We start from the raw sequence: 22,087 nt of genomic DNA on the forward strand, positions 1-22,087 counted from the left end.
GCGGGGTAGCTCCTGCGCTGGCTGGGCCAGGGGCGGGGTTGTCAGGCCGGGGCGAGGGTGAGCAGGCCGGCGCCGTAGGCCTTGGCCTTGCCGATGCCGCGGGTGAGGGTGTGGCGCAGCTGGTCGGCGTCGGTGATCGTGGCGTGGCCGTCGAACTGGATGAGGGAGTGGCAGGGGCCGGTGGGGTCGCGGCGATGGAAGGCGCGGATGGTGGCGTCGGTGGTGTGGATGACCAGTCCTGCGCGGGCGGCCCGCCGGGTCCACCAGGCGGTGGCGTCGGTGCCGTTGAGAGCGATGCGGCGCGGTGGCTTGCTGGGGTCGGTGGGGTGGGGTTGGAGAGTGATGGGGTTGGCGGTGATGCGGTAGCGGACGGTCATGCCGCAGGTCAGCAGGCGCAGGATCGGGGTGAGGTCGTGGACGTGGGCGGTGCCGTAGCCGCCCGGCAACTGGTGCAGCAGCGGGGGGTGGGTGGTCTGGACGATGAGCGTGGGGGCGGGGCCGGGCTCGAGGCGGAAGAGCAGGCCGGAGGATTGGCGGGGGTGGGGTCCGAGGTTGTCGGGGGCCAGGCGCATGACGGTCTTGTGGAGGGCGACGGTGTCGAACAGGTCACGGCGGGCGTGGGGGTTGCTGCGGCGCAGGCGGATGTGGGTGAGGGTGGCGGTCAGGGGGCCGGCGTCGAGGACGGCGGGCGGCATGGCGGCTCCTGGTCGAGCAGGTGATCGGGTGTGCGGTCGGTGTGGTGGTGGGCGTGCCGGTAGGCCGTCAGGGTGTGCAGGGGCTGGGGGCCTGCGTACAGGTCGGTCGGCAGGGGTTCGGTGGTGGACCACACCGAGTAGGTGGTGTAGGTGCGCTGACCGGGGGTGAAGTCGATGGGGCTGTGGGGCAGTTCGTAGTGGCGGCAGGCGACGGTGGTGTCCGGCTGCTGTTCCCAGATGAAGTCGACGGGCGTGGTGGCCGCCCCTGGCGGCGGGGGTGCGGTCAGGCAGAGGGGCACGGCGGCGCGCAGGGCTGTGACGGGGTCAGGGACCGAGGCGGCCAAGAGGAGGGGCTCGTCGGGGATGCAGCATCGGCGCCCGAGGTAGGGGGCCCAGACGGGGTGTTCCAGGGTGGTGGCGATCCGCTCCACCAGAGGTTCGGGGCCTTGAACGGCGACGGTGAAGACCGCGTCGGCGAGGTAGTCGCGTCGGGTGACCAGGGTGGAGCGGGCAGCGCTGCGATAGCCGCCTTTGCTCATGCGCAAGCCTTCGCCGTGGGGGAGGCCGCCGCCGACAGTGTGGAAGTCGGTGAGGAGAGTGCCTGGACGGTCGATGCGGATGGTGAAGGTCAGGTCGTGGTAGCTGGGCTCGTCCGGCAGGTCGTGGTGGGGGGCCAGGGCGCGCAGGCGAGGCCTGCCCTGGGCGGCGGCGAACATGCCGATCAGGGCGGAGCGGGTGGGATGGGGGTGGGTGCCGCGTCGGTGGTGGAAGGAGGATGCGCTGCCGTAGGAGCTGAGCGGTCCGGCCAGCCGCAGCAGCAGTGCGCTCACGATGCGGCGGCTGCCTGCGCGGGCAGCAGGGGGGTGTCGAGGCCGCTTTCTGCGGCCGGCTGGGGGGTGGGGGTGAAGGCGGCGGCGGTACACGCCGTGATGAGGTCGTGATAGCCGCGGTGTGCGGTGCCGAGCGGCAGTTCGTCTTCGTCGAGGGTGGTGTAGCCGTGGGCATGGCGGTGGGTGGTGCCCAGGAGCCGGTCGGTGGCGGCGGCGTAGGCGCACAGGCTCTGGATGGCGGGGGTGGTGTAGCCGCCGGCGCGCGGGGCTTTGACGGGCGGTTCGAAGGCGGGTGCGTAGGAGACGGGTCGGCGGTCACGGATGGTGTAGTGGACCAGGTGGGGCAGGGTGTGGGGGGCTGTGCTGGTGCGTTTGGCCTGCGGCATGCTGAGGATGAACGCCTCGGTGAACAGTGCGGTCAGACGGCGGGCGTGGTCGAGGTCTCCGGTGTTGCGCTGCAGGTCGGTGATGTTCAGGCAGGCGTAGCGGTACAGGGTCGCGGTGGTGAAGTAGGCGGTGTCCATGTGGGCGCTGCCGGATGTACCGGGGCGGGGCCAGTCCTCTACGGCGGTGAACCAGTCGGGTTGCGAGTCGGCGGCGTGGACGCTGAAGGCCGGTGCGAGGTCGACGGCGCCGGACACGGTGCCGCCGGGGATGTCGGTGAGCATCCGCCCGAGCAGGTTGATGGTGCCGGTTCGGTCGGTCAGCAGGGCGTTGACGTCGGCGGTGGGCAGCAGGCGCGTGTCCGGGGCGGTGCGGCGCTTCTTGCCGGCCGGTTTGCGGGCGGCAGGCGGGGGCGTGTCCGGGGCCGCCTGCGAGGCGCGGTCGGCTGCTTTCTTCGCGGCCTGGGTCAGAACGTCGCGGTGGGCCTGGCACAGGGCGGCAAGGCCGGTCAGGACGTCGGCAGGAAGATAGAGCATGGTGGACGTGGACTGCGGTTCTTTGCCTGGGGAGAGTCCTTTCGGTCCGGCGCAGCGCGCGACTTCTGCGGCGGCGTAGGCCGCGAGGTCGGGGGGCCAGCCGTCGGCGGTCAGGTGCTCGGTGAGGCGGTAGGGCAGGTTGCGGGTGCGGGTGGCGTACTCCTGGGCCTGCTCTTCGATGGTGTGGCGCACGGCGTGTTTCCAGCACTGGGAGGACACGCACGCGCGCACGACGTTCCCGTACGTCAGGGATTTGGGTTCGCCGTCCTCGTTGCTGTTGAGGCGGGAGGCGGGCACGTTGTGCAGGATGTGCAGTTCGAGGAAGCGGGAGGCCATCATGTCTCCGCAAGGTCGGTGAGGGCTGGGGCGTCGCCGCCCACGGCGAGGTGGAACGACAGCGTCCAGGCGCTGGTGATGCGGGCCCGGTCGGTGTCCCACCAGACCAGGTCGTCAAGCAGGACGGCGAAGTCGGTGTCGAGTCCGGCCTGGTCGAGGAGCTTGGCCAGGGCTGGCAGGCGCGGGTGGAGCAGGTCGGTGCTGAGCTTTCCCAGTGCCCGCAGCCGGCGGGTGGCGCTGTCGTGTGCGAGGGCGTGGCGCAGGACGGCCTCGGCGAGGGTGCGGCCCAGGTCGGAGCGGCGGTGCCAGGCATCCCATGCGACGCGAGCTGCCTCGTGCCCGCTGGCGGTACCACCGGCCGGTCCGGAAGCAGTGGTGCCGGCGGTGGCGTCTGCCGGGCCGCCTGCGGCGCCTGTGGGGGTGCGGGGGTGCGGGTCGGCGGCCGGTGGTGACGCTGGGGTGAGCGGTGGTGGTGTGCCTGCGGCGGTCTCGGCATGCAGGGGGGTGTCCGGTGGTGGCTGGTCGGGGGTGTGCGGGGTGCTGGTGGCGGCGATGAGGGCGGCCACCGTGTAGTGGGCGCGCGGTGCGTACTTGCGGATGGGGTGCCGGAAGACGTGCTCGGCCAGGTAGGAGTGGGCGTCGGCGCAGTGGCTCAGGCCGCGGCCGCGGCCGCGGCTGATCGCCCTGCGGGCACCGGGGTCCTGGCACAGGCCGCGCACGGTGTCGATGAACAGGTCGTGGTCGGCGCGGTGTTCAGCAGCTGTCGTCATACGGGGGCCTTGTGGGGTCGCCGGGAGGTGCGGGTGATTGTGGGGTCCCGCAGCAGGGTCGCGATAGCAGCGGCGAGGACCTCGCCGGCGCGGGCGTGCTGGGACAGGCTCGCGGCGGACACGGTGCGCAGGGCGCGCACCGCGTCGGCAGCGAACGCGGGTCGGACGGGGGCGTCGGGGGTGTCATGGATCAGGCGCCAGAACGTGGCTTCGGCCTGCGGCCAGTAGGCGGCGCGGGCGCGGGCGGACCACGCGGGGTTCTTCGCGCCGGGCTTGTGCGGGCGGGCGGTGGCGGCCGGTGGTGAGGTGATCTCTTTCCAGGCGCGGCCGGCGACCTTGCCCAGGAGGTCGCCGAGCTGCTCGGCGATGGTGCAGCAGTCGCGGATCCTGCGAGCGGTGTCCGGGTCGTTCTCCTGCGCCCAGTTCCAGATCGGCGGGGTCAGCGCGCTGTACCACAGGCGGTTCTTGACCATGCCGACGTCCTGGTCGAAGCCGATCACGCGGACCCGCAGCGCGTCCCGGACGCCTGCGGGCAGGTCGTTGAGGGTGGTGAAGGCGGTCGGGCGGGGGCCGGCGGAATTCTCCTCGCCGGCCAGGAGCAGCGCGTCCAGGTCACGCCAGACCGAGCGGCCGGTCTCCGCCAAGCGCGGGACACGGCGCGTTTCGACCGGTGCCTTGGGATCGGTGCGGTAGGCCAGGTAGGGGTCGGTTGCTTCCAGCCGTGGCTGCTGGGTGGCCCAGGTCAGGTAGGCGTCGGTGACGGTCGTGCCGTCGGCTCCCGGTACCAGTAGGACAGCGTGCCGGGAGCGGCCGGTCAGCAGCCTGCCGGGCCAGGTCACCGGTGGCAGCGGCGCCAGCGGATCGGGGGGGGCCGCCTCTTCCCAGGGGCAGGCGTCGACGGCGGTGTTCTCGTCGTCGGTCAGCGGCGGCAGGCCCAGGGCCAGAGTCTCCAGGACAGTGCGGCCCAGCGGGTGGAAGGACAGGGTGCCGCGCAGCGGCCCGGCCGAGCCCTGGCCGCTCGCGGTGCCGCCCGCGGTGCGTGGTGTCAGGCGGCCCGGGTTGCCGTAGTAGTGGTTGATCATCAGGTGCCACAGGGCCTGGTCGGTGGGAGCCGGTGCAGGGTCGGTGTCGGTGTCCGGTTCGAACCAGCACAGGCTGTCGCCCGAGGGCCGCCCCATGATCAGCGCGTTGATCCCGGAAGGTGTCCGGCACTGGTCGGCCAGCGACGCGTCCTGCATCCAGGGCCGCTCAACGTCGAAAGCGTCCCAGGTGTACTGGTCGAAGTAGGCGTCGATGCCGGCCGGGTCCAGGCCGCTCCGGGTGTTGAGCAGGTCGGTGCGACGCTGGTTCCACTCCTGCACGCTGGTACCGGGCTGGTCCAGCCCGGTCAGGCGGGCGAGGATCACGACGAGGATCCGCTGCAGGCCTGCGATGGCCGGGGCGAGGGGAAGCGCAAGATCATGGATCTGGTGGGCGCGGCCGAACAGTTCCCGCAATCCCACAGGCTCTATGTGCTTGCCGGTGCGGACCGGCACCCACGGGCGGGTGTCGACGGAATATCGGGGGCGGTCGGCGGGGGCTGAAGGGCGGGGAGGAATTGGTCACCTCCGTCATGCGGGAACCGGTGCGCGACCCGACGGGCCCGGCGTCGCGCGCTCGACCGCTCCCGAACTGCAGCCCAAGAGGCGATGGTTCGGGTGTGGCCAGTACGACAGCAGAGCCGAAAGTCGCACCCTGTCACGTTAGCCACATCAGTACAGATCCCCGCGAATCACTGTATAAATGAGAATTCTTCACCCCTGGTCTGCTAAGCGCACCCGTCGTGGGGGTCCCCCGCGCCCTGGCGGAGGCGCCGCGCAGCGGAGCCCGTAGGGGGCCGCTGCGCGGCGGCGCGCGGGGTCAGACGGCGGGGGTGCGCTGATGCACCAGGCCGAGTTCGGGGTCGAGGTGCAGCAGGTGGTCACCGAACGCTGTCGGCGCCCGCTCGGCGCTCAGGGGCAGCAGGACCAGGTCGCCCAGCAGAGGGTGGCCCCTCCAGGCGCTGGGCGGCCGCGGGTGGCCGGCGCCCGGGCGGGCCACCCACGCCGCGGGAACCGGCACGCTCCGGCCGAGGAGTGCCCGCACGTGCGCGGGCCGCAGATTCCCTTCGGGCAGTTCGAAACGGCCGGCCGCGTCCAGGGCCAGCCGACCGCGCGGCGTGCGGTAGCAGGGCAGCAGCGGGCGGGGCAGCATCCCCAGGCGGGTGGCGGCCGTCGCGGCAGTCAGCGGCTGGCGGTGCAGGTCGAACAGCGACGCCACGCGGTGCGGCGGCGGGATCAGCTGGGCGGCGCTGAGGTGCTCTTGCGCCCTCACTGTCGCGGTGTAGGCGCGGTGCAGTGCGGCGTCGACGGCGGCGCCCTTCTCGGTGTCCAGGGCGGCCTGTACTTCCTCCACCAAGGCGGGCACGGCGTCGGGCAGGAGCAGGGTCTGCCCGGCGGTGCGGGCGTCGAGGGCCGCGGCGGTGGCGTGGAGGGTGAACGCGGGGATGTGTGACCAGTGCCTGGGCACGTCCAGTGCGCCGTCCGGGCCGACGGGGTGGCACACCGTCAGGCACGCTCCGCTCTCGCGCGCCCACGCGGGGCGTCGTTCCTGCCCGGTCCAGGCGTGCTGGAACCGCCACAGCCGGCCCAGGCGCTGCAGCAGCCAGCTGATCGGGGCCAGGTCGCTGATCATCAGGTCAACGTCGATGTCGAGGCTGACGTCCAGGACGCTCGTGGTAACCACGACCATCCGCCCGGGATAGGGCCGGTTGCGGCCGAGGGCCTGCCGTATCCGGCGCATCAGCCGCTCGCGCTGCCGGCCGGGGAACCGGGCGTGGAGCAGCACCAGATCAGCGGCCTGCCCGCCGCCGAAATCCAGGGTGTCGCGCAGGTACCGGTAGGTCTCCTGCGCGTCGGTGACGGTCGCGGCCGTCACCGCTGCATATCCCCCGCCGGCCGCCACCGGGGCGACCAGTTCTCTGATCACCGCCAGTCGCTCCCCGGCCTGAACCTGCCGCGGCGCAGGCCCCAGCGGCCGGTACACCACGTCCGCCCGGGCGAGCAGGACGCTGCGGCGCTGCCGCCCGCGGTGCCGTTCGCGGTCGGCAGCTGCCATCACCGTGGTGGCGCCCGTGCCGCCGTCCGTGATCAGCCACCCCGGATACGGGGCCGCCAGCGGCCCGGCCGGGGTGGCGGTGCCAGCCCCGCGCAGGTAGGCGCGCACCAGCCGCTCCCCCACCCGGGCAGGCAGGGTCGCAGACAGCACCACCACCGGCGTACCGAACCCGCCCAGCCACACCAGCAGCCGCTCCAACTGCCTGAAAGTGAAAGTGTCCAGGACGTGCGCCTCGTCGATGATCACCGTCTTCCCCGACAGGGCCAGCATCCGCAACGGGCTGTGCCGCACCGGCAGGGCCGCCATCAGCGCCTGGTCCACCGTGGCCACCACGAACTGCGCCAGCAGCGCCCTGTCCCACCCGCGCAGCCACCGATCCGGGACCGTGACCGCCTCCTGCGGCCGCTCCCGCTCCTCCCCCTCGCCCTCGTCCCACACCGTGTCGTTCCACGGGGCGTCCCTCGTCGAGCCCTGGAGGTCCGCCGCGATCCGCTGGTCGGTATAGGCCCGGTTCAGCCACGGGTGGTGGTGCACCAGACCCAGCGGCGACCTGTCCGCGCCGTGCGCCTCCACATACCTCGCCGCCACGTCGTAGGCGGCATCCGCAGTCGCCGTCGTCGGCAGCAGCCAGCACCAGCCCGCCGTCCCGCAGGCCGCATTCAGCAACCGCGCCGCTTCCAGACCCGCCGCAGACTTACCACCGCCTGTACCGTCCGTGACCAGCACCATCGCACCCCCACCTCCCACCCCCGCCTTCCCCAGGCCCGTCATCAGCGACGCCTGCATCGCATTGGGCTCGGGCAGGCCGTGTGCCCGGGCGAATGACACCTCCGGCAGCACCACCCGGGTCAGCCCCGCACGGTCCACCAACCGTGGAGCATGCGCCCGAGAACCGGCCATATGCTCGGCCGCACCCACCGCCGGCGCCGATGCCCGCCGCGTCCAGTACCCGCGCTGACTCACCAGCCGGTCCGCGAGCATCACCACACCCGTGATCAGCACAGCCGCCTGCGCCGACATCCGCGACGGCACCACGTCCACACCCAGCAGATGGTGCACGACCCGCACATACCGACGCCGCAGGTCCGCCCACAGTGGGCCACCCAGCCTGCCGTCCTGCCTCAACTCACCGGCCACGTCCAACGCCAGATACCGGCCGTGATGGCCACCGGCGACCTGCGCCACCCGCACACCGGCACTCGCATTGCCCGCCACCTCAAAGCCCAGCTCCGCCAACACCGGCAACAGCGCCACCATCGACGCCCGACCGTGCGGCATCCACACCCACCCGCCCACATCAGCCCGCAGCGCCTCCCCCACACGCGCCCACGCCACCGGCTCACACGCCTGAAAAGCACTCGCTTTCCCGACGTCATGACAGGCCGCACAAAACGCCACCAGCCGGGCCGCCTGCTCCAGCGACACCCCCAACCCATCAGCAACGACCTGCCGCTGCCGCGCTGTTAGAAAACAACGCCACAACACCTCCGCCACCGCACCCGCATCCAGCAAATGGAACAACAATGCATACGACTCCCCGGAAGCGCTATCGAACTTCCCCCAGGGACCCAAAGGGATCCCCCCGCGCCCTACATCCTCCACCACACCCACCAGCACCCACCTCCACAAGCATCACCACGACCACCACCCACGATGAAGCCCGCACAACCAAGCACACCCACCCGAACAACACCGACAGAAAAACACTTGAATACGACCACAACAGACCCGTCTGGGTCACGACTCCGTCGACACCCGACCGACCCCAACACCCCCGCCGCAAACCGCTGGACAACGCGCCAACAAAAACCACACCATGAACCACACGGGACACAAACCCACCAAAACGCAGCGACAGTTCACCCAGAAACCAAGTAAAGAAAAAGCCAAGCCCACACAACCGCCCAGGTCAGAAAGCCTGCTCCCCCTGCACGTGGGGGTACCGCGCCCGTCGACACCTCAGCGACGCCCACCAGGACCTGCTCCCCCTGCATGTGGGGGTACCGCGTCGGCGATGACGTTCCACCACCGAGTCGAGGACTGCTCCCCTGGGCGAGGGGGTACCACGGTAGCGTCGCTGGTGGTCCCGGTGTTCCTGGCCTGTTCCCCCTACACGCGGGGGTACCGCGCAGGGCTTGTGAGGACTGGTCGATCACCGCGCCGGCTCCCCTACCTGGGGGTACCGCAGTGACCCGACGGACGTCCTCCGCAGGTTCGAGCTGCTCCCCCTACCCGTGGGGGTACGCCGCAGCCCGCGCGACGTCTTCTGGAGTTCCAGCCTCAGTGCCAAATTCGTGAAAGATCAACTGCCAGGAAAAACCACATGCCTGAGCTGCGGCGACAAGCCCCACGGCCCGGACACGTCGTTAGAAATCAGGCGGCAGACCATCGGAATAACCTGGACATCGAGCCTGTAGTTCACACCAGGCCGCGACGCGGTACGTGAAAGAGAACGGGGATCTGAAAGTTCCCTACGCCTATCTCACGCCGGAGGACTGGACTCCCGCTGACTTTCCTCTTGGAACGTGGATCGCTGATCAGAGGCGGTTTTACAACGCGGGTGAGATGAAGCCCACGCGCGTCCAGGAACTCGAAAATCTGGGGATGGTCTGGTCGCATTGGGACGTCGCTTTTGCTGAGGGGCTGTCAGCGGCGCAGGGGTGGGCAGCCGCTCACGGGCACTTCCTCCCGCCCACCACGGCCGTGTGGAACGGACACCCAGTAGGGGTATGGGCCAAGAATCTGAGGACGGCGGGCAGGAAGTTGGCGGAGATCGAGGCGCGGCGTGAGGCCGGCCTGCCGGTCGGCTCTACCGTGGGGGCGCTGACCGAAGAGCGCCGCGACGCCCTGGAGGCGATCGACCCGTCCTGGTGCCCGGCCTGGCCGGTGGCCTGGCAGCGCTGCTACAAACTCTGCCGCAACCTCATCGAGGCCGGCGCCCCACTGCCCGGGCCGGGAGAGGCCACGGCGCAGGGCGAAGACCTCGGAGCGTGGGCGCTGGCGCAGCGCCTGGACTGGGAGCAGCTGCTGCCCGCGCAGCAGTGGATGCTCGGGCACATGCTCCACCTGTCCCCCGCAGAGGCGTCGGAGCGGCCGCCGGCACCCCGTACGCAGGCCGACAAGTGGGCGGCGAACCTCGCAGCCGCCCGGCAGTTCCACGCCCGTGAGGGCCACCTGCAGCCGTCCAGGAAGGCCGTCGAAGTCGTGGACGGGGTCGAACACAAGCTCGGGCTGTTCGTGGACAACGCCCGCAGGCGGGCCGACAAGCTGAGCGCGGAACGGCGCGCGGAACTCGATGCGCTGGGGATGCGCTGGTAGACGGGGGCGTGGGCCGCATCGTGAGACCTGGAGCACTCACAGCGCTGCGATCACGAAAGTCAGGAACGCCAGTGAGAGTGTGGCGCAGCCGGCGAAGGCAACGGCTCCGCGCATGAGCGCCGTGGCGTACGTGGCCCCGTCGAGGCGGGCGAGCAGGCCGGCGGCCGTGCCTACGAGGGTGCAGAAGAGTACGACGATGGCCAGGAGCAGAAGGAGAAGCATCAGGTGAGTGGGTGCGGTGTTCATTCCTTCTCCCAAGGGGTTGGTGGGTCGCTGAGGAGAAGTTCGCCGGTTTGGTGTTCACCGGGGTTCGGCGCGAACGAAGATGAATGGAAACGGTCATCGGGGCGACGGAGCATCGGGACATGGCAGAGTTACCAGCGGATCCGCTGGCGGAGCTCGCACGGCAGTTACGGACGCTGAAGGCACAGCGAGGACTGCAGACGGGCGGCCTGCAGCAGCGGACTGGACTGGGACGGACCACGCTCAGTCAGGCGCTGAGCGGCCACAGGGCCCCGTCCGAAACGACGTTGGTTCTGCTTGCTAAGGCGCTGGGAGCTGATCCCGAGCCATTGCTGGCTCTGCGCTCGGCTGCCGCCCGCCCCCCCGTGTCCAGGGCGTCGCGAGCTGTAGGACCGCTTTCGTTCGAGCAGCGGTACCGCGCGTACGTGGAGCTGCGGCATTCCCGGCTGACTGTCGTGGGACTGGATCTCAGCCGCCCGGAGCGTGCTCACTGGCCGCTGGACGCGGCGTACCTGAGCCTGGAGCTGGCAGAAAGAACTGAGGGCTGGCCGGGCGGTGACGAAGCGGACCAGCCGAGGTTGGTCGTCAAACGCGCCGAGCATGCGCTGTCCGAGCGCCGGCGGGTACTTCTGCGGGGACTGGCCGGCAGTGGGAAGTCCACCCTGCTGCAGTGGCTTGCGGTGGCCGCGGCCCGGGAGGAACTGCCCGAAGAATTGGCGGACTGGCGGGGCCGGATCCCGTTCGTCCTGCCGCTGCGTTCCTTGGTCAGACGCGGCCCTCTCCCGGCGCCACAGGAGTTCCTGGCGGCAGTCGGCACTCCTCTGGCGTCCTCCCAGCCCGAAGGCTGGGCTGAGGGGGTGTTGGCCCGTGGTGAGGGTCTTGTGCTGGTCGATGGCATCGACGAGGTGCCGCAAGGGCAGCGCAGTGTCACGAGGGACTGGCTCGAGGAACTTCTGGCGGCTTACCAGGACTCGGTTTTTGTGGTCACCACGCGCCCTTCGGCTGTCCCCGAGGGATGGCTGGGAGCTTCGCGCTTCACCGAACTGACGGTACGGCCCATGAGTGCTGCCGACATCGGAGTGTTCGTGGGCCGCTGGCACGCTGCAGCTCGTCGCGGCACCGAGTCCGCGGAGGAACAAAGGCACTTGCACGAACTGGAATCCGCCCTGCGGATGACGGTGCGTGCTCAACGAGATCTAGCACAACTGTCCAGCACACCACTGATGTGTGCGCTGGTCTGCGCGCTGCACCGAGACCGCCGCGGTCATCTCCCGCACAGCCGCATGGAGCTCTACCAGGCCGCGCTGTCGATGCTACTGGTGCGCCGCGACCGCGAACGCAGCATCGACATCCCTGAAGGGATCCAGCTCACCGAGCACCAGAGCGTCAAGCTCCTCCAGCGCTTGGCGTACTGGCTGATCCGCAACCGCCAGACCGAAATGGACTACCCCACTGCCCTGGCTCTGATCAGCGACGCCCTACCCGCCATGCCGACCGTTGCCGAGCAGGGCCCGCCCGAGCAAGTCCTGGCCCACCTGATCGGCCGCAGCGGGCTCCTGCGCCAGCCCACCACCGACACTGTCGACTTCGTCCACCGCACCTTCCAGGACTACCTCGGCGCCAAAGCCGCCATCGAAGCCCACGACTTCCACCTGCTCATCAACAACGCCCAGGACGACCAGTGGGAAGACGTCATCCGCATGGCCGTCGCACACGCCCGCCCCGCCGAAAGCACCACCCTGCTCCGCCGTCTCATCGCCCGCGGCGACAACGAACCAAAACACCGCCCCAGACTCCACCTCCTGGCCCAGGCAAGCCTGCGCTACGCCACCGAAATCGAACCCGCCGCCCGCCAGTTGACCGAACAGCGCGCACGCGCCCTCATGCCGCCCCGTTCGCCAGAGGAAGCAGACACCCTCGCCGGTTTGGGGGCCGGTGTCCTAGACCTACTGCCCAGCAGCCCCGAAAACCTTGAGGTTGACGAACTCGAAGCCATTGTCCGCACGGCCGGCGCCATCGGCGGCGACCAGGCGTACGCCTTCCTCCAGGGATTCTTCAATCAATTACCCGAAAAATACAGAGGATGGGAACTAAATAACGCGTGGCGCAACTTCGACGTCATGCAGTTTGTCCGAGATTTTCTACCTCACCTCTCCGGGAAACCGATGCTGCACATAGAAACACGGGAGCAAGTCGCCGCTCTTCATTTGCTTTTGCCGGTTCAAGATGTGCAACTCGACCTCGACCTGACCGCCGAGGAAATATTAGGATGCCTAGACCCCGAACATGTCAAAAGTATTGGCATCTCGGGGAAGAATGTCAACGATCTTGAATTCATGAGGTCATTTCCACATTTACGGGAAATTTCACTAAGGGGTTGTGAAAAAATAACGAACCTTGGCGCACTGTCCGGACTCTCCCTGACCAGCATCCGCCTGAGCCACTGCCCCGAACATTTCTCGTTCGCCAGCCTGTCCCGCCTCCCCGCGCTCACGGATCTGTTCCTCTACTCGAAGGTTCCCTACGAGACTCTGGCGGAACTTCCATGCACAGAAAACCTGAAACTTCTATGGCTAGGCCCTGAAGTCAAGGCCAGCACTGTCGGAATAAGCAGATGGCAGCAGTTGAAGAACTTTGTCGCGAATAGAAGTCTCACGGCGGAAGAATGGGACGAAATATCGCAACTCAAGAATTTGGAGCTTGTGCAAGGGCTGCCGAACGTAGCGGGAGCCCCTTTGATGACGACCGTGAAAACATTGACCCTAGACGAAGCCACGGACGAGTCGCTCCAAGTTATCGCCATCAATTTTCCTCGCCTAAAGAACTTAACAATTCACAGGCAAGCAAGTCGTGCCGTGATCGACCTCAGCCGACTTCGCACCATGAGAGACCTGCGCGTGACACTCAACCGATCCGGAGAGAAAGTAAAACTGGGAGGATTTCCCGCAGAACGTCTCACAATCAAGCCCCGCCCGCGCGACGATTCCTGGAGAGCCTGACCGAACTGGTCGCCAGTGAAGTCAGCGATCGTGACGGAGCTCTTCACACGAACCCTTCCCGGCGTCGAGTGGACGCCTCGGAGGCCGTGGTCGGTCAGGTCATCCAGCAAATCCATCACGCGCACCCAGAGCAGCGCCTTGGCCTACATAGGCCCTGCAGAGCCGTCCAGGGACGCGGCTTTACTCTGGCACCCCGTTACGCTCCAGGACCTCCCCCGAGCGAACGCGAAGGGCTGGAGCGAGCAGCGCAGCGGCACTGTCGCAGCGGTGACACATCCGGCCCCGGCCACTGCCGCCGGGCCGACATGCGCGGGCCAGGGCTTCACCGCTCGTCTTCGGTCTTGGGCTCGTCCCACAGGCGGGCGAGCTTCTTCACCTTCCTCTTCCGCTTCTCGAACCACTCCGAGCGCTCCCACTCCTCATCCAGACGCTGCTGCTCGGCTGCCTTGCGGCGCTGCTTCTGGGCTTCGGCAGCCTCTGCCGCGCGTTCGCGTTGCGTGCGGCGCTGGCGGTACTCGGCTGCCGTGTGGGTGTCGGTGAGCGCCTGGAGCAACGGTTCAGGCTCCCGGCCGCGCTCCTGTGCGACGCGGAACCACACCGGTCCCATCGGGCCGTGCTGCTGCAGGCGGTCCAGGGTCGTCATCACCAGAGGGACCTTGCCGGTGAAGTCGAGGTAGAAGTCGCCGTCGTCGGCGGCGGTCGATCCGTAGCGGTAGTCGGCGTGCTCCTGCCCGGCCCAGAACTCGCGGGACAACTGGCCGACCGCGCGCATCCGGCTGTCCAGCGCGGTGGGGCCGGCCCCGGTCAGCACGATCGCCAACGGCGGCAGACCGGGCAGGCCGGTGCGGCGGTAGAGCGTCTCCCAGAACGGCACCGTGTTCATCTCGCCGATCGTGCCGCGCCCGGTGCTCGCAGGCAGCCCCGGGTCGCGGACCCGGCGGGCGTAGAAGTCGGCGTACGCGCCGACCTTGTCCGCCAGGACGTGCGCGGACTCCGTGGCCCGGTCGACCTCCACCATCAGCAGCGGCACACCTGCGTCCTTGTCCTGGAACACCGCGTCCGCGCGGACGTTGCGCTTACCCGAAGACGACAGCGGGTGCGCGACCTCGGTGCGCCAGGACTCGATGCCGCCGATCCCGGCAGGGGAGCCCGGCAACGTGCCGCCACGGGTGAACGCCACGACCGTGGCGTTCACGGCCATGGCGTGCGGTGCACCTCCCGTACCGGCGCCGCGGGCGTGGCCGCCCATCACGTCTGGCTCACGCTTCAGCTTGATGGCGGCGGAGTCCAGGCCGGCCTTCGTCAGGCCCCACAGCTTCTGCGACGGCTCGCCGCGCCGGTCCGGCGCACCGAACTTCCCCGCAGGCCCCGCGGTGCTGCCCTCCGAGATCACCTTTTTCTCTGTCTGAAGCACCAGCAGGGCGTTGCGGATCTGCTTGTTGTCCGACAGGTGCGGCCGGACCAGTTCCATGATCTGCGTCGCGGTCGCCACCTTCAGCACCCCCAGCACCCGCAGCACGTCCTCCCGATCGCGCACCGCCGACCGCGGCCGCCGCGCCTGCTTCCCCACCTTCACCCTCGGCCCGGTCACCGAGCCTGCCGTGTCCGCCACGTGCGCCTCCCCTGCGACGTTCTGCTGTGGAGGCTGTCCATGGTCACCGCAGCCACCGACAACCCGGCGCCGCCCCCTTTGGTCGGCCGGCGCATCAGCGGCGGCCAGCGGCCCGGCCAGCGGCCCGCCGGAGGCCGAAACCGGCGCTGGACCCCTCGCACCCTGCCACCCGCCTACGCCGCACCGTCCCCTTCCCCCAGGTACGGCCAAGGAGGGTGGAGGTCAGAGGGGTTGTCGGCATCCCCGGTGATGTCGGGACAAGGGGCCTGACCAGGGGAAACGATCCCGTCAGGAGGGAGGGGGTCGGGTGCATCCTTGGGTGCTGGCTTGGGGACACCCTCGGGGAAGCGGCGGTAGCAGATCCCATGCGGCCTGCCCCGAGACCGGCCGACAGTGCACCCGAACTCCGCCGGCGACCACCGGCCGGTGCCCGCCATGCCGTTCGAACCGACAGCAGTGCACTTTGCCCAACCCGCTGACCTGCCCGAACCCCGGTCCGCGCCGCGTCCATGTACTTTACCTCGCCGCAGCAGTGCACTCCCGCGCCGCTCCACAGGTCCCTCCAGGATGCACCCCGCACCGGCACCGCCGGCCACCGCCACGCACACGATTCCGCGCCTGCCACCGCAACTCCCTTCCGCCCACCGGCGCCCGCCGCTGGCGAGTCAGGTCGCAGCCTGCACACGCCCCCCTTGTCCGCGGGCTGCTCCCACCGGACAACCCCCGCTGTCCAGGACAAAGGCCGCTTCGGGACACTGATCGCCACGTGCCGCCTTGCAGCCGCGTCATGCGCCGGGAACGGCGGCGAAGGGACCGCCGCGATGCGGCACGACGGCGGTCCTGCGCGGGCAGCAGCACCGCCGGTGATCCCAGTGCCGGTGCAGCGGAGCGCCTCGGGCACACGATATCGGTGTGGGTCCGGGCCCGACTCGCCGTATGTGAGGCTTTGCTCTACATGTGAGAAGAGGCAGCATTCGACGGTCCGTCAAGGCAGGGGCTGCCTGCGGGTTCGGACCGACGAAAGCGAAGGTGGTTCCAGTGGACCAGGGAGAGCCGAGGCTTCCTCCGGCGGGGTCAGAGGCAGCGATGTTCGAGGCGCTGTTCGACCAGTCCGCAGTGGGCTTGCACCTGCTGGACACCGATCTGCGTGTCGTGCGGGTCAACCCCGCCACGCCCGCTATGCAGGGCGTGCGGGTGGAGGACCTCTTTGGACGCTCCTTCACCGACGTCTACGGCTTGGTGGACCCCGACCCGGTCGAGGCGCTGGCTCGCGGCGTGCTGGACAGCGGCGTGCCTGTGACCGGGCGCATTGTGGGGGCCCGGCACAAGTCCGATCCCTCGCGCGAGCGCCTCCACGAGGTCTCCGCTTCCCGTCTCCAGGCGCCCTCAGGTGAGGTGCTCGGCCTTGCGCTCACCGTGGTCGACGTCACCGACCGGGAAAAGGCCCGTGCCCGCATGCTCGTCCTGGACGCCGCCCGCGAGCGCGTGGGGCGCACCCTCGACGTGATGGTGACCTGCCAGGAACTCGTCGACACCACAGTTCCGCGCTTCGCCGATATTGCGGTCGTCGAGGTGGTGGACGCCGTGGTGCGCGGAGAGGACCCGCCTCTGTCTCCGCTTCCCCGAGACGTCCCCCTGCGCCGCGCCGCGTTCGGCAGCAGCGAAGGCGCGGGCCAGCCTCAGGCCCATCCGGTGGGAGACGTGCGCAGCCTCCCCACCCCGACCCCGTACACACAGGTGCTGTCCGATCTGAGACCCCGAGCGATCACCCTGGGCCCCGACCTGCCCTGGCTGGCGACCGATCCCGAACGGGCCGAGGCGATCCGCGCATCCGGGTCGCACACCCTCATCACGGCCCCTCTGGCCCTGCGGGGCACCGTGCTCGGACTGATCAGCTTCTATCGCAGCGGGCAGCCGGAACCGTACGACGAGGACGACGTCAATCTCGTCCTCCAACTGGCCGACCACACCGCCTTGTGCATCGACAACGCCCGCCGCTACACACGCGAGCACGCCATCGCGGCGACGGTCCAGCGGCATCTGCTTCCTCCCCGTCCCGCCTCTCACACCGCAGTGACCACAGCGCACTTGTTCGTGTCGTCCAACGGCGAAGGGGAGTGGTACGACACCATCGCCTTGCCCGGGGCCCGTACCGCACTGGTGGTCGGCAACGTCGCCGGAAGGGGGATCCACGCCACCGCGACCATGGGGCAGCTGCGTACGGTCATCCACTCCCTGGCCACGTTCGACATGGCGCCCGACGAACTCCTGGCACGCCTGAACGAAACCGCGACACACCTGGCCGCTGAACGCGCAGCCCTGCCGCCCGGCGACCCCCTGCACCGCGAGGCGTTCGCCGCCGACTGCGTATACGCCGTCTTCGATCCGTTGACCAGCACCTGCACCGTTGCCGGTGCCGGTGCCCCGTCCTTCGTCGTCGTTCGCCCCGACGGGACCACCGACATCCTCGAGGTGCCGTCCGGGCCCTCCCTGGGCAGCGCCGAAGGGGCACTGTTCGCCGCGGCGAACTTCGCGATCCCCGCGGGCAGCCTGCTGGTCCTCTGCGACTCCTCGATGCCGCCTGCGCAACCGTCCGGCGGTTTCGGCGCCGTCCGACGCGTGCTGACACAGGCCGGTCGCTCCCTTGAGGAGCTGCGCGACGACATCCTGTACGCGCTTGCGGCCGATGCCGGCGCGAGCCCCAATCTGCTCCTGCTCGCCCGCACGCACTCCTTCCCGGCCGAACGCGTCGCCACCTGGCAACTCGACGACACCCCCGCTGCCGCCGCCACCGCCAGACGCCATGCCCGCGAACAGCTCACTACATGGAACGTGGCGCCGGAGACCGCCTTCAACACCGAGATCATCGTCAGTGAACTGGTCACCAACGCCGTCCGCTACGGCAGCCCGCCTTTGCGGCTGCGCCTGCTCAACGACCGCACGCTCACCTGCGAAGTCCACGACACCAGCCCCGCCTCACCGCGCCTGCGCCATGCCGGTGTGGTCGACGAGGGCGGGCGCGGGCTGTTCATCATCGCCGAACTCGCCCGGGCCTGGGGCACCCGCTACACCGCCACCGGCAAAACCACCTGGACCGAGCAGACACTCCCATGACGACTTGCCTCACGGCATCCAGCGACCGCCATCGCGGGCAAGCGTCCGCAGGCCTGGAGGGGCCTTGACACCCCGGCTACGCGGGGGTTGCCGACCGCGTCGTCCAACGGCTGGAGGTCGGGGCGGCCGAAACGCCAGAAGGCGGGACCTGCAGCGAAAGCCCCCCGCCACCCGACGAAGGGACGGACATGAGGCGCACCCCGAGGATCGACCACCTGGCACGGCTGGTGGACAACCTGCTGGACGGCCTGGCCGCGCACGGCCGCCCGGCACCGACCGCACCCCAGATCCGCGCGGCCCTGTGAGAACTCCAGCGCGGCCGCCGCGGCCGCCGTGCCCACCGGCGGCCGAACGCCCGCCGGTAGCCCACCGGGGAGCGGCGGAGTTCCATCGCGCCGCGATTGCCCCGTTCCCCGCCGTTCCCCGCCCTTATCAGCGATTCCCCTCTGTTAAGTTCCGGCAGGAGTGCGGCGGGTGGGGGACCGCACCGGTTGCTCACCCGCTTGCGCCGCCGCGCCGCCTACCGCCGTTCCACGGCTGTGACCTGCGGTAGTGATGTCCGTGGAACGCCTGCCGGGTGCAGCGGGGCCGGGTGTTCCGCACGTGGAATCGAACGGGGAATCGAACTAGGTTGGAGGGATGAGCGACGACCAGGACCCGGAGCGCGGCGAGCGGCATCTGGCTGCGCTGCCGCAGGCCGATGGGCCTCTGGTCGACGTGACCCTCCCGGACGGGCAGCACCTGTTCGCCGTGGTGAAATCCCGCCGCCGGGAACCCGACGGCTGGTGGTACTACCTGCAAATCCACCTGCCCAGTCAGGGCAGCGACCGGGGCCGGCTCCTGGTCCTGCCTGCCCCGGTCGACTTCCGCGTCCCGGCCGCCCTGTGCGAGCCGATCGACGGCCAGCCGTACGACCAGGTGCCGACCGAGCGGCCCGGGGTCACCCCGGCCTGGAAGGTCGAAGAGCCGGTCTCCTTCGGTCCAGAACGTGGCCCGGCCCGCATCGTGCACCGCGGCGACTGCCGCGCCGCCCGCGACCTCACCCGCCCAGCCACCACCGAGCAGGCCCGCGCAGTCCTGACACGCGAGGACGCCGCCCCCTGCCCAACGTGCCGACCCGACCGGCCACTGCGCACCGCCGCGTAGCTCGGGGGCAGGCGGGTATTCACCGCTCCTGAGGGGCGCTCACAGTCTCAGCGTCTTCGGAGTGGTCATCTTCGGGGCGGTGTCTGAGGCCCCAGTCCTCGGCACGCCCCAGCACGAAACGTCTTTTCCTGGCTGCCTGGACCTCGGCCTGGTGTCGGTCTATCGGCGGGCGGGCACCCTCCCGGGCGGGCCTAGCGTCACCGGATTGCGCCCGTAAGGTTCGCGTTCTCCGCCCCCTCCAGGTTGGTGTCGACCAGGAAGGCGCCGGTGAGGTCCGCACCGAGCAGATTCGCACCACTCAAGTTGGCGTCGGTCAGGTCCGTGCTGCGCAGCTTGACATGCTCCAGGCGTGCACCGGACAGGTTCGCACCAGACAGGTCCAACCCGGACAGGTCCTGATCGGCCAAGAACGCACCGTGCAGATCTATCCCGCGCAGGTAGGCGCCATGCAGGTTCACGCTTATCAGGCTCGCGCCGGCCAGGGACGTATCGAAGAACAGGAACATGTCGGTTCTCAGGTCTATGTCCACAAGCGTCGCGCCGTACAAGGAGGCTTTCCGCAGGCTCGCACCGTGCAGATTCGTCTTGTCCAGGCTCGCACCGTGCAGGTTCGCCTTGTCCAGGGATGCGTTAGTCATGTTCGCGTCGTCCAATTTGGCGTCGGTAAGGTCCGCACCGAGCAGATCCGCGCCGCTCAGGTTCGCGTAGGTGAGGTTCGTGCCACGCAAGCTGGCGTCGATCAGTACGGCGTGGTGCAGATCCAAGTCGTGCAAGTCCATGTTGGCTAAGTAGGCGTCGTGCAGGTCCATCATTGCCGTGCCGTCGTAGTGCGTGTTTCGGGTGACAAGCGTGGCGAGCGCGACGGATACGTCATCGGGTGGCTGCTGCGGTCCTTGTTCGCCCTTCTTTGGTTGTGGGGCGTGGGTGCGGACGTAGGCGGAAAGAACACTGACGACGGCGGGCTGGTCGCGTTTGGAGTCCTGCATGATCCGTTGCAGGGCGTAGATGCTGCCGATGCGCACGTCGGGGGAGTCGCTGCCGAGATCGGCCACGGCGTTGTTGTATCTATCGGTGATCTGCCCTTCGCTGACCTGCCGGATGGAGACCCAGGTGAAGCCAGCTACTGCGAGGGTCGCGACGGTGGCCAGCAGTCCAGCAGCCTGCTGCAGTCGTGCCCACGTGTCGGGGCGTTCGCTGGCTGCATTCGACGATGGCGCCGCACCGGCAACGATTAACCGCAACCGTCCGGCGGCCCGACCGCGCTGACCCGGTCGTCGGGCACCTACGGGTGCGGAAGGGCGCCGTCGGGTAGGTCGGGCCAAACGCTGAGCTATGCGGCGCAGTTGCGCGCTGCGCGCCCCGGCACGGGGCGTTCCGGTAGTCATACGACAATTGGACACGACCAGCGAGCAGGCACGCTGACAGCGTTACAGAACCGTACGCATGATGCGCGTCGGGAAGCTGCTCATCGAAGCCGCCGATGAGGACTTCAACCTGCCGAAGCTACAGCGGGCAGATCCCGATGATGAACAAGGCCGGGGCCTCTCCGTCGTCAGCCGTGGCTTTGTTCACGAGAAGCGACAGCACCCGTGCTCGCCGATGCGCGGAGTGTCGAACCATGCGCGGGCGGCACCCGAGAGCTACTGGATGCTCCAGCGGTGCGGATGGCTGGGATCGGTTGGGCAGGCGAAGAGGTTGAGTTCGTCGAATCGGCCCACAGTGACTTCGGTGGGGGTGGCGCACCGGTGGGTGGGCAGGTCTTGGTCTTCCCGAGGCTTCCAGCTGCCGCTGCCTCCGTCCCACTCCGAGCTGTCGATGGTCAGCAGGAGGCGCATCGGCGTCCTGCAGGTCTGGCAGTCCATGGGGTACGGGTCGGTGGCGTGCCAGGAGGCGAAGCCGCCGACGCGCCAACCGGGCGGGATGGACAGGTCGTACTGGTAGCCAATCGGCTCGGCGGCGTTCCCGTCCGTCGATGGCCCGGCCTCCTCCTGGGCTTCGTCCCAAGCGTCGATCCGGGCGCACAGGTCCTCGGGCAGGAGGCCGGCGAACGGGTAGGTGACCACCTGCTCCGGGTGCAAGACGCAGGGCTCGGGAACGAACCCGTCCGATCCGACGACCACAGGCTGCGGCTGCGGTGTCAGCACCTCGCCAACCTCCGCCGACCGCCGCCAGCACAGCCGCAACTCCAGGCCGTAACCGCCCGGGCCGTGGGCGTTGAAGGGGCACCAGAACACCTGGAGCAGGTCGCAGCCGTCCGGCCCGTTCGGGAGGTCGGGGACATCCCGCCGGTACAGCTGCGCCAGGCCGATCATCGGCAGCGGATCCGTCTCCGATGACCCAGGGATCCGGTGCTCTCGGTGCAGCTCGTTCAGCAGCTCCCGTTCCTCCTCTGTCGGGCCGGCGACCTGGTTGCGGGCCCACGCGGTGGCCAGCACCCGCCGGTACCGGTGGATGTCGACCGGGCGCCGACCTCGCCCGCGGCCGTGCGCCTCACCGCACACCGGCCACGGCTCGTCCGCTGGCCACAGCATCGGACCGCCCACCGAGCTGGCCGATGTCTGCGGGCTGCCCGGCCGCGGGTGGAGCCGCGTCGTCGTGCCCCGGTAGGCAGCCAGTTCCGGGAAGAGCACCTCGACATCGACTGGGCGCGGGGGCGTGGTCCTCGTCATGGAAAGCGACGCTAGTCACTCGACGACCTCAGCCATCGAGCACCCCCGTCAGCAGCTTCGCAGTGCCAGTGCTGCTATCGAAATCTGTGAACATTTCGAATCGCTCGCAGAGTCAGATGCCTCCCAAACCGGGGTTCTGGTCCAACTTCTATGGTGTGCCTACTCCCTGTGACTGTTGATCTTGATGAAGCGTCCCGCGAGATCGTCTGGAAACTGCCGTGGCCGACCGCGTTCGGGCTGATGGTTCTGGGCTGTGCGCGAGGTACTGCTCCGGCTGGAAGAGCTGCTCTTCCTGGCGGA

At 69.3% G+C, this 22,087-nt stretch carries 13 protein-coding genes and 1 pseudogene; 4 read left to right on the forward strand and 10 right to left on the reverse strand.

Annotation, left to right across the window (positions count from 1 at the left end; translation table 11 throughout):
* Nucleotides 1-41: 41 nt before the first annotated feature.
* From cas6e to NFU81_RS06020, 6 genes are all read right to left on the reverse strand, one after another.
* Nucleotides 42-695, reverse strand: a complete 654-nt coding sequence (gene cas6e, locus NFU81_RS05990) for a type I-E CRISPR-associated protein Cas6/Cse3/CasE (protein WP_251485749.1) — start codon at nt 693-695, stop codon at nt 42-44.
* Nucleotides 662-1,525: a type I-E CRISPR-associated protein Cas5/CasD gene (gene cas5e, locus NFU81_RS05995; RefSeq protein WP_251485751.1), complete on the reverse strand. Its 864-nt coding sequence runs from the start codon at nt 1,523-1,525 to the stop codon at nt 662-664. Before cas5e ends, cas6e begins: the two co-directional genes overlap by 34 nt.
* The gene (gene cas7e, locus NFU81_RS06005; RefSeq protein ID WP_274038195.1) at nt 1,522-2,784 is read right to left on the reverse strand and encodes a type I-E CRISPR-associated protein Cas7/Cse4/CasC; all 1,263 of its coding nucleotides are present in this window, start codon (nt 2,782-2,784) and stop codon (nt 1,522-1,524) included. Before cas7e ends, cas5e begins: the two co-directional genes overlap by 4 nt.
* A complete protein-coding gene (locus NFU81_RS06010) occupies nt 2,781-3,551 on the reverse strand; it encodes a type I-E CRISPR-associated protein Cse2/CasB (protein WP_251485754.1) in 771 nt (256 codons plus the stop codon). The genes cas7e and NFU81_RS06010 overlap by 4 nt, the downstream gene beginning before the upstream one ends.
* A complete protein-coding gene (gene casA, locus NFU81_RS06015; RefSeq protein WP_274038196.1) occupies nt 3,548-5,086 on the reverse strand; it encodes a type I-E CRISPR-associated protein Cse1/CasA in 1,539 nt (512 codons plus the stop codon). Before casA ends, NFU81_RS06010 begins: the two co-directional genes overlap by 4 nt.
* A gap of 364 nt (nt 5,087-5,450) precedes the next feature.
* Nucleotides 5,451-8,303, reverse strand: coding sequence for an HD domain-containing protein (locus tag NFU81_RS06020; RefSeq protein ID WP_308208269.1), 2,853 nt, complete (start codon nt 8,301-8,303; stop codon nt 5,451-5,453).
* 819 nt (nt 8,304-9,122) lie between these two features.
* Between NFU81_RS06020 and NFU81_RS41085 the strand changes: the two are divergent.
* Nucleotides 9,123-10,004, forward strand: a pseudogene (locus tag NFU81_RS41085) (helicase associated domain-containing protein); the annotation flags it as partial.
* A gap of 36 nt (nt 10,005-10,040) precedes the next feature.
* On the opposite strand, the gene NFU81_RS06030 reads toward NFU81_RS41085, so the two are convergent.
* Nucleotides 10,041-10,250, reverse strand: a complete 210-nt coding sequence (locus NFU81_RS06030; RefSeq protein WP_251485763.1) for a hypothetical protein — start codon at nt 10,248-10,250, stop codon at nt 10,041-10,043.
* 83 nt (nt 10,251-10,333) lie between these two features.
* On the opposite strand from NFU81_RS06030, the gene NFU81_RS06035 reads away from it, so the two are divergent.
* Nucleotides 10,334-13,246, forward strand: a complete 2,913-nt coding sequence (locus NFU81_RS06035; protein WP_251485764.1) for an NACHT domain-containing protein — start codon at nt 10,334-10,336, stop codon at nt 13,244-13,246.
* A 322-nt stretch (nt 13,247-13,568) separates the two neighbouring features.
* Here the strand turns inward: NFU81_RS06035 and NFU81_RS06040 are convergent, their stop codons facing one another.
* Nucleotides 13,569-14,858 (reverse strand): replication-relaxation family protein, encoded by a 1,290-nt coding sequence (locus NFU81_RS06040; RefSeq protein ID WP_251485765.1) that lies wholly within the window; start codon nt 14,856-14,858, stop codon nt 13,569-13,571.
* 1,086 nt (nt 14,859-15,944) lie between these two features.
* Here NFU81_RS06040 and NFU81_RS06045 point away from each other — a divergent pair.
* On the forward strand, nt 15,945-17,972 hold the full coding sequence (locus tag NFU81_RS06045; RefSeq protein ID WP_251485766.1) for a SpoIIE family protein phosphatase: 2,028 nt from the start codon (nt 15,945-15,947) through the stop codon (nt 17,970-17,972).
* Between the two features lie 639 nt (nt 17,973-18,611).
* A complete protein-coding gene (locus NFU81_RS06050; RefSeq protein ID WP_251485767.1) occupies nt 18,612-19,118 on the forward strand; it encodes a DUF6233 domain-containing protein in 507 nt (168 codons plus the stop codon).
* Between the two features lie 197 nt (nt 19,119-19,315).
* Here the strand turns inward: NFU81_RS06050 and NFU81_RS06055 are convergent, their stop codons facing one another.
* Both NFU81_RS06055 and NFU81_RS06060 read right to left on the reverse strand, forming a co-directional pair.
* Entirely contained in the window at nt 19,316-20,359 is a 1,044-nt protein-coding gene (locus NFU81_RS06055; RefSeq protein ID WP_251485769.1) for a pentapeptide repeat-containing protein, read from the reverse strand.
* Nucleotides 20,360-20,758: 399 nt separating this feature from the next.
* Nucleotides 20,759-21,787 carry a hypothetical protein gene (locus NFU81_RS06060; protein WP_251485771.1) on the reverse strand — a complete coding sequence of 343 codons (1,029 nt, stop codon included), beginning with the start codon at nt 21,785-21,787 and terminating at the stop codon, nt 20,759-20,761.
* Nucleotides 21,788-22,087: the final 300 nt, after the last annotated feature.

The organism is Actinacidiphila cocklensis, assembly GCF_907177275.1.
Classification (GTDB): Bacteria; Actinomycetota; Actinomycetes; order Streptomycetales; family Streptomycetaceae; genus Actinacidiphila; species Actinacidiphila cocklensis.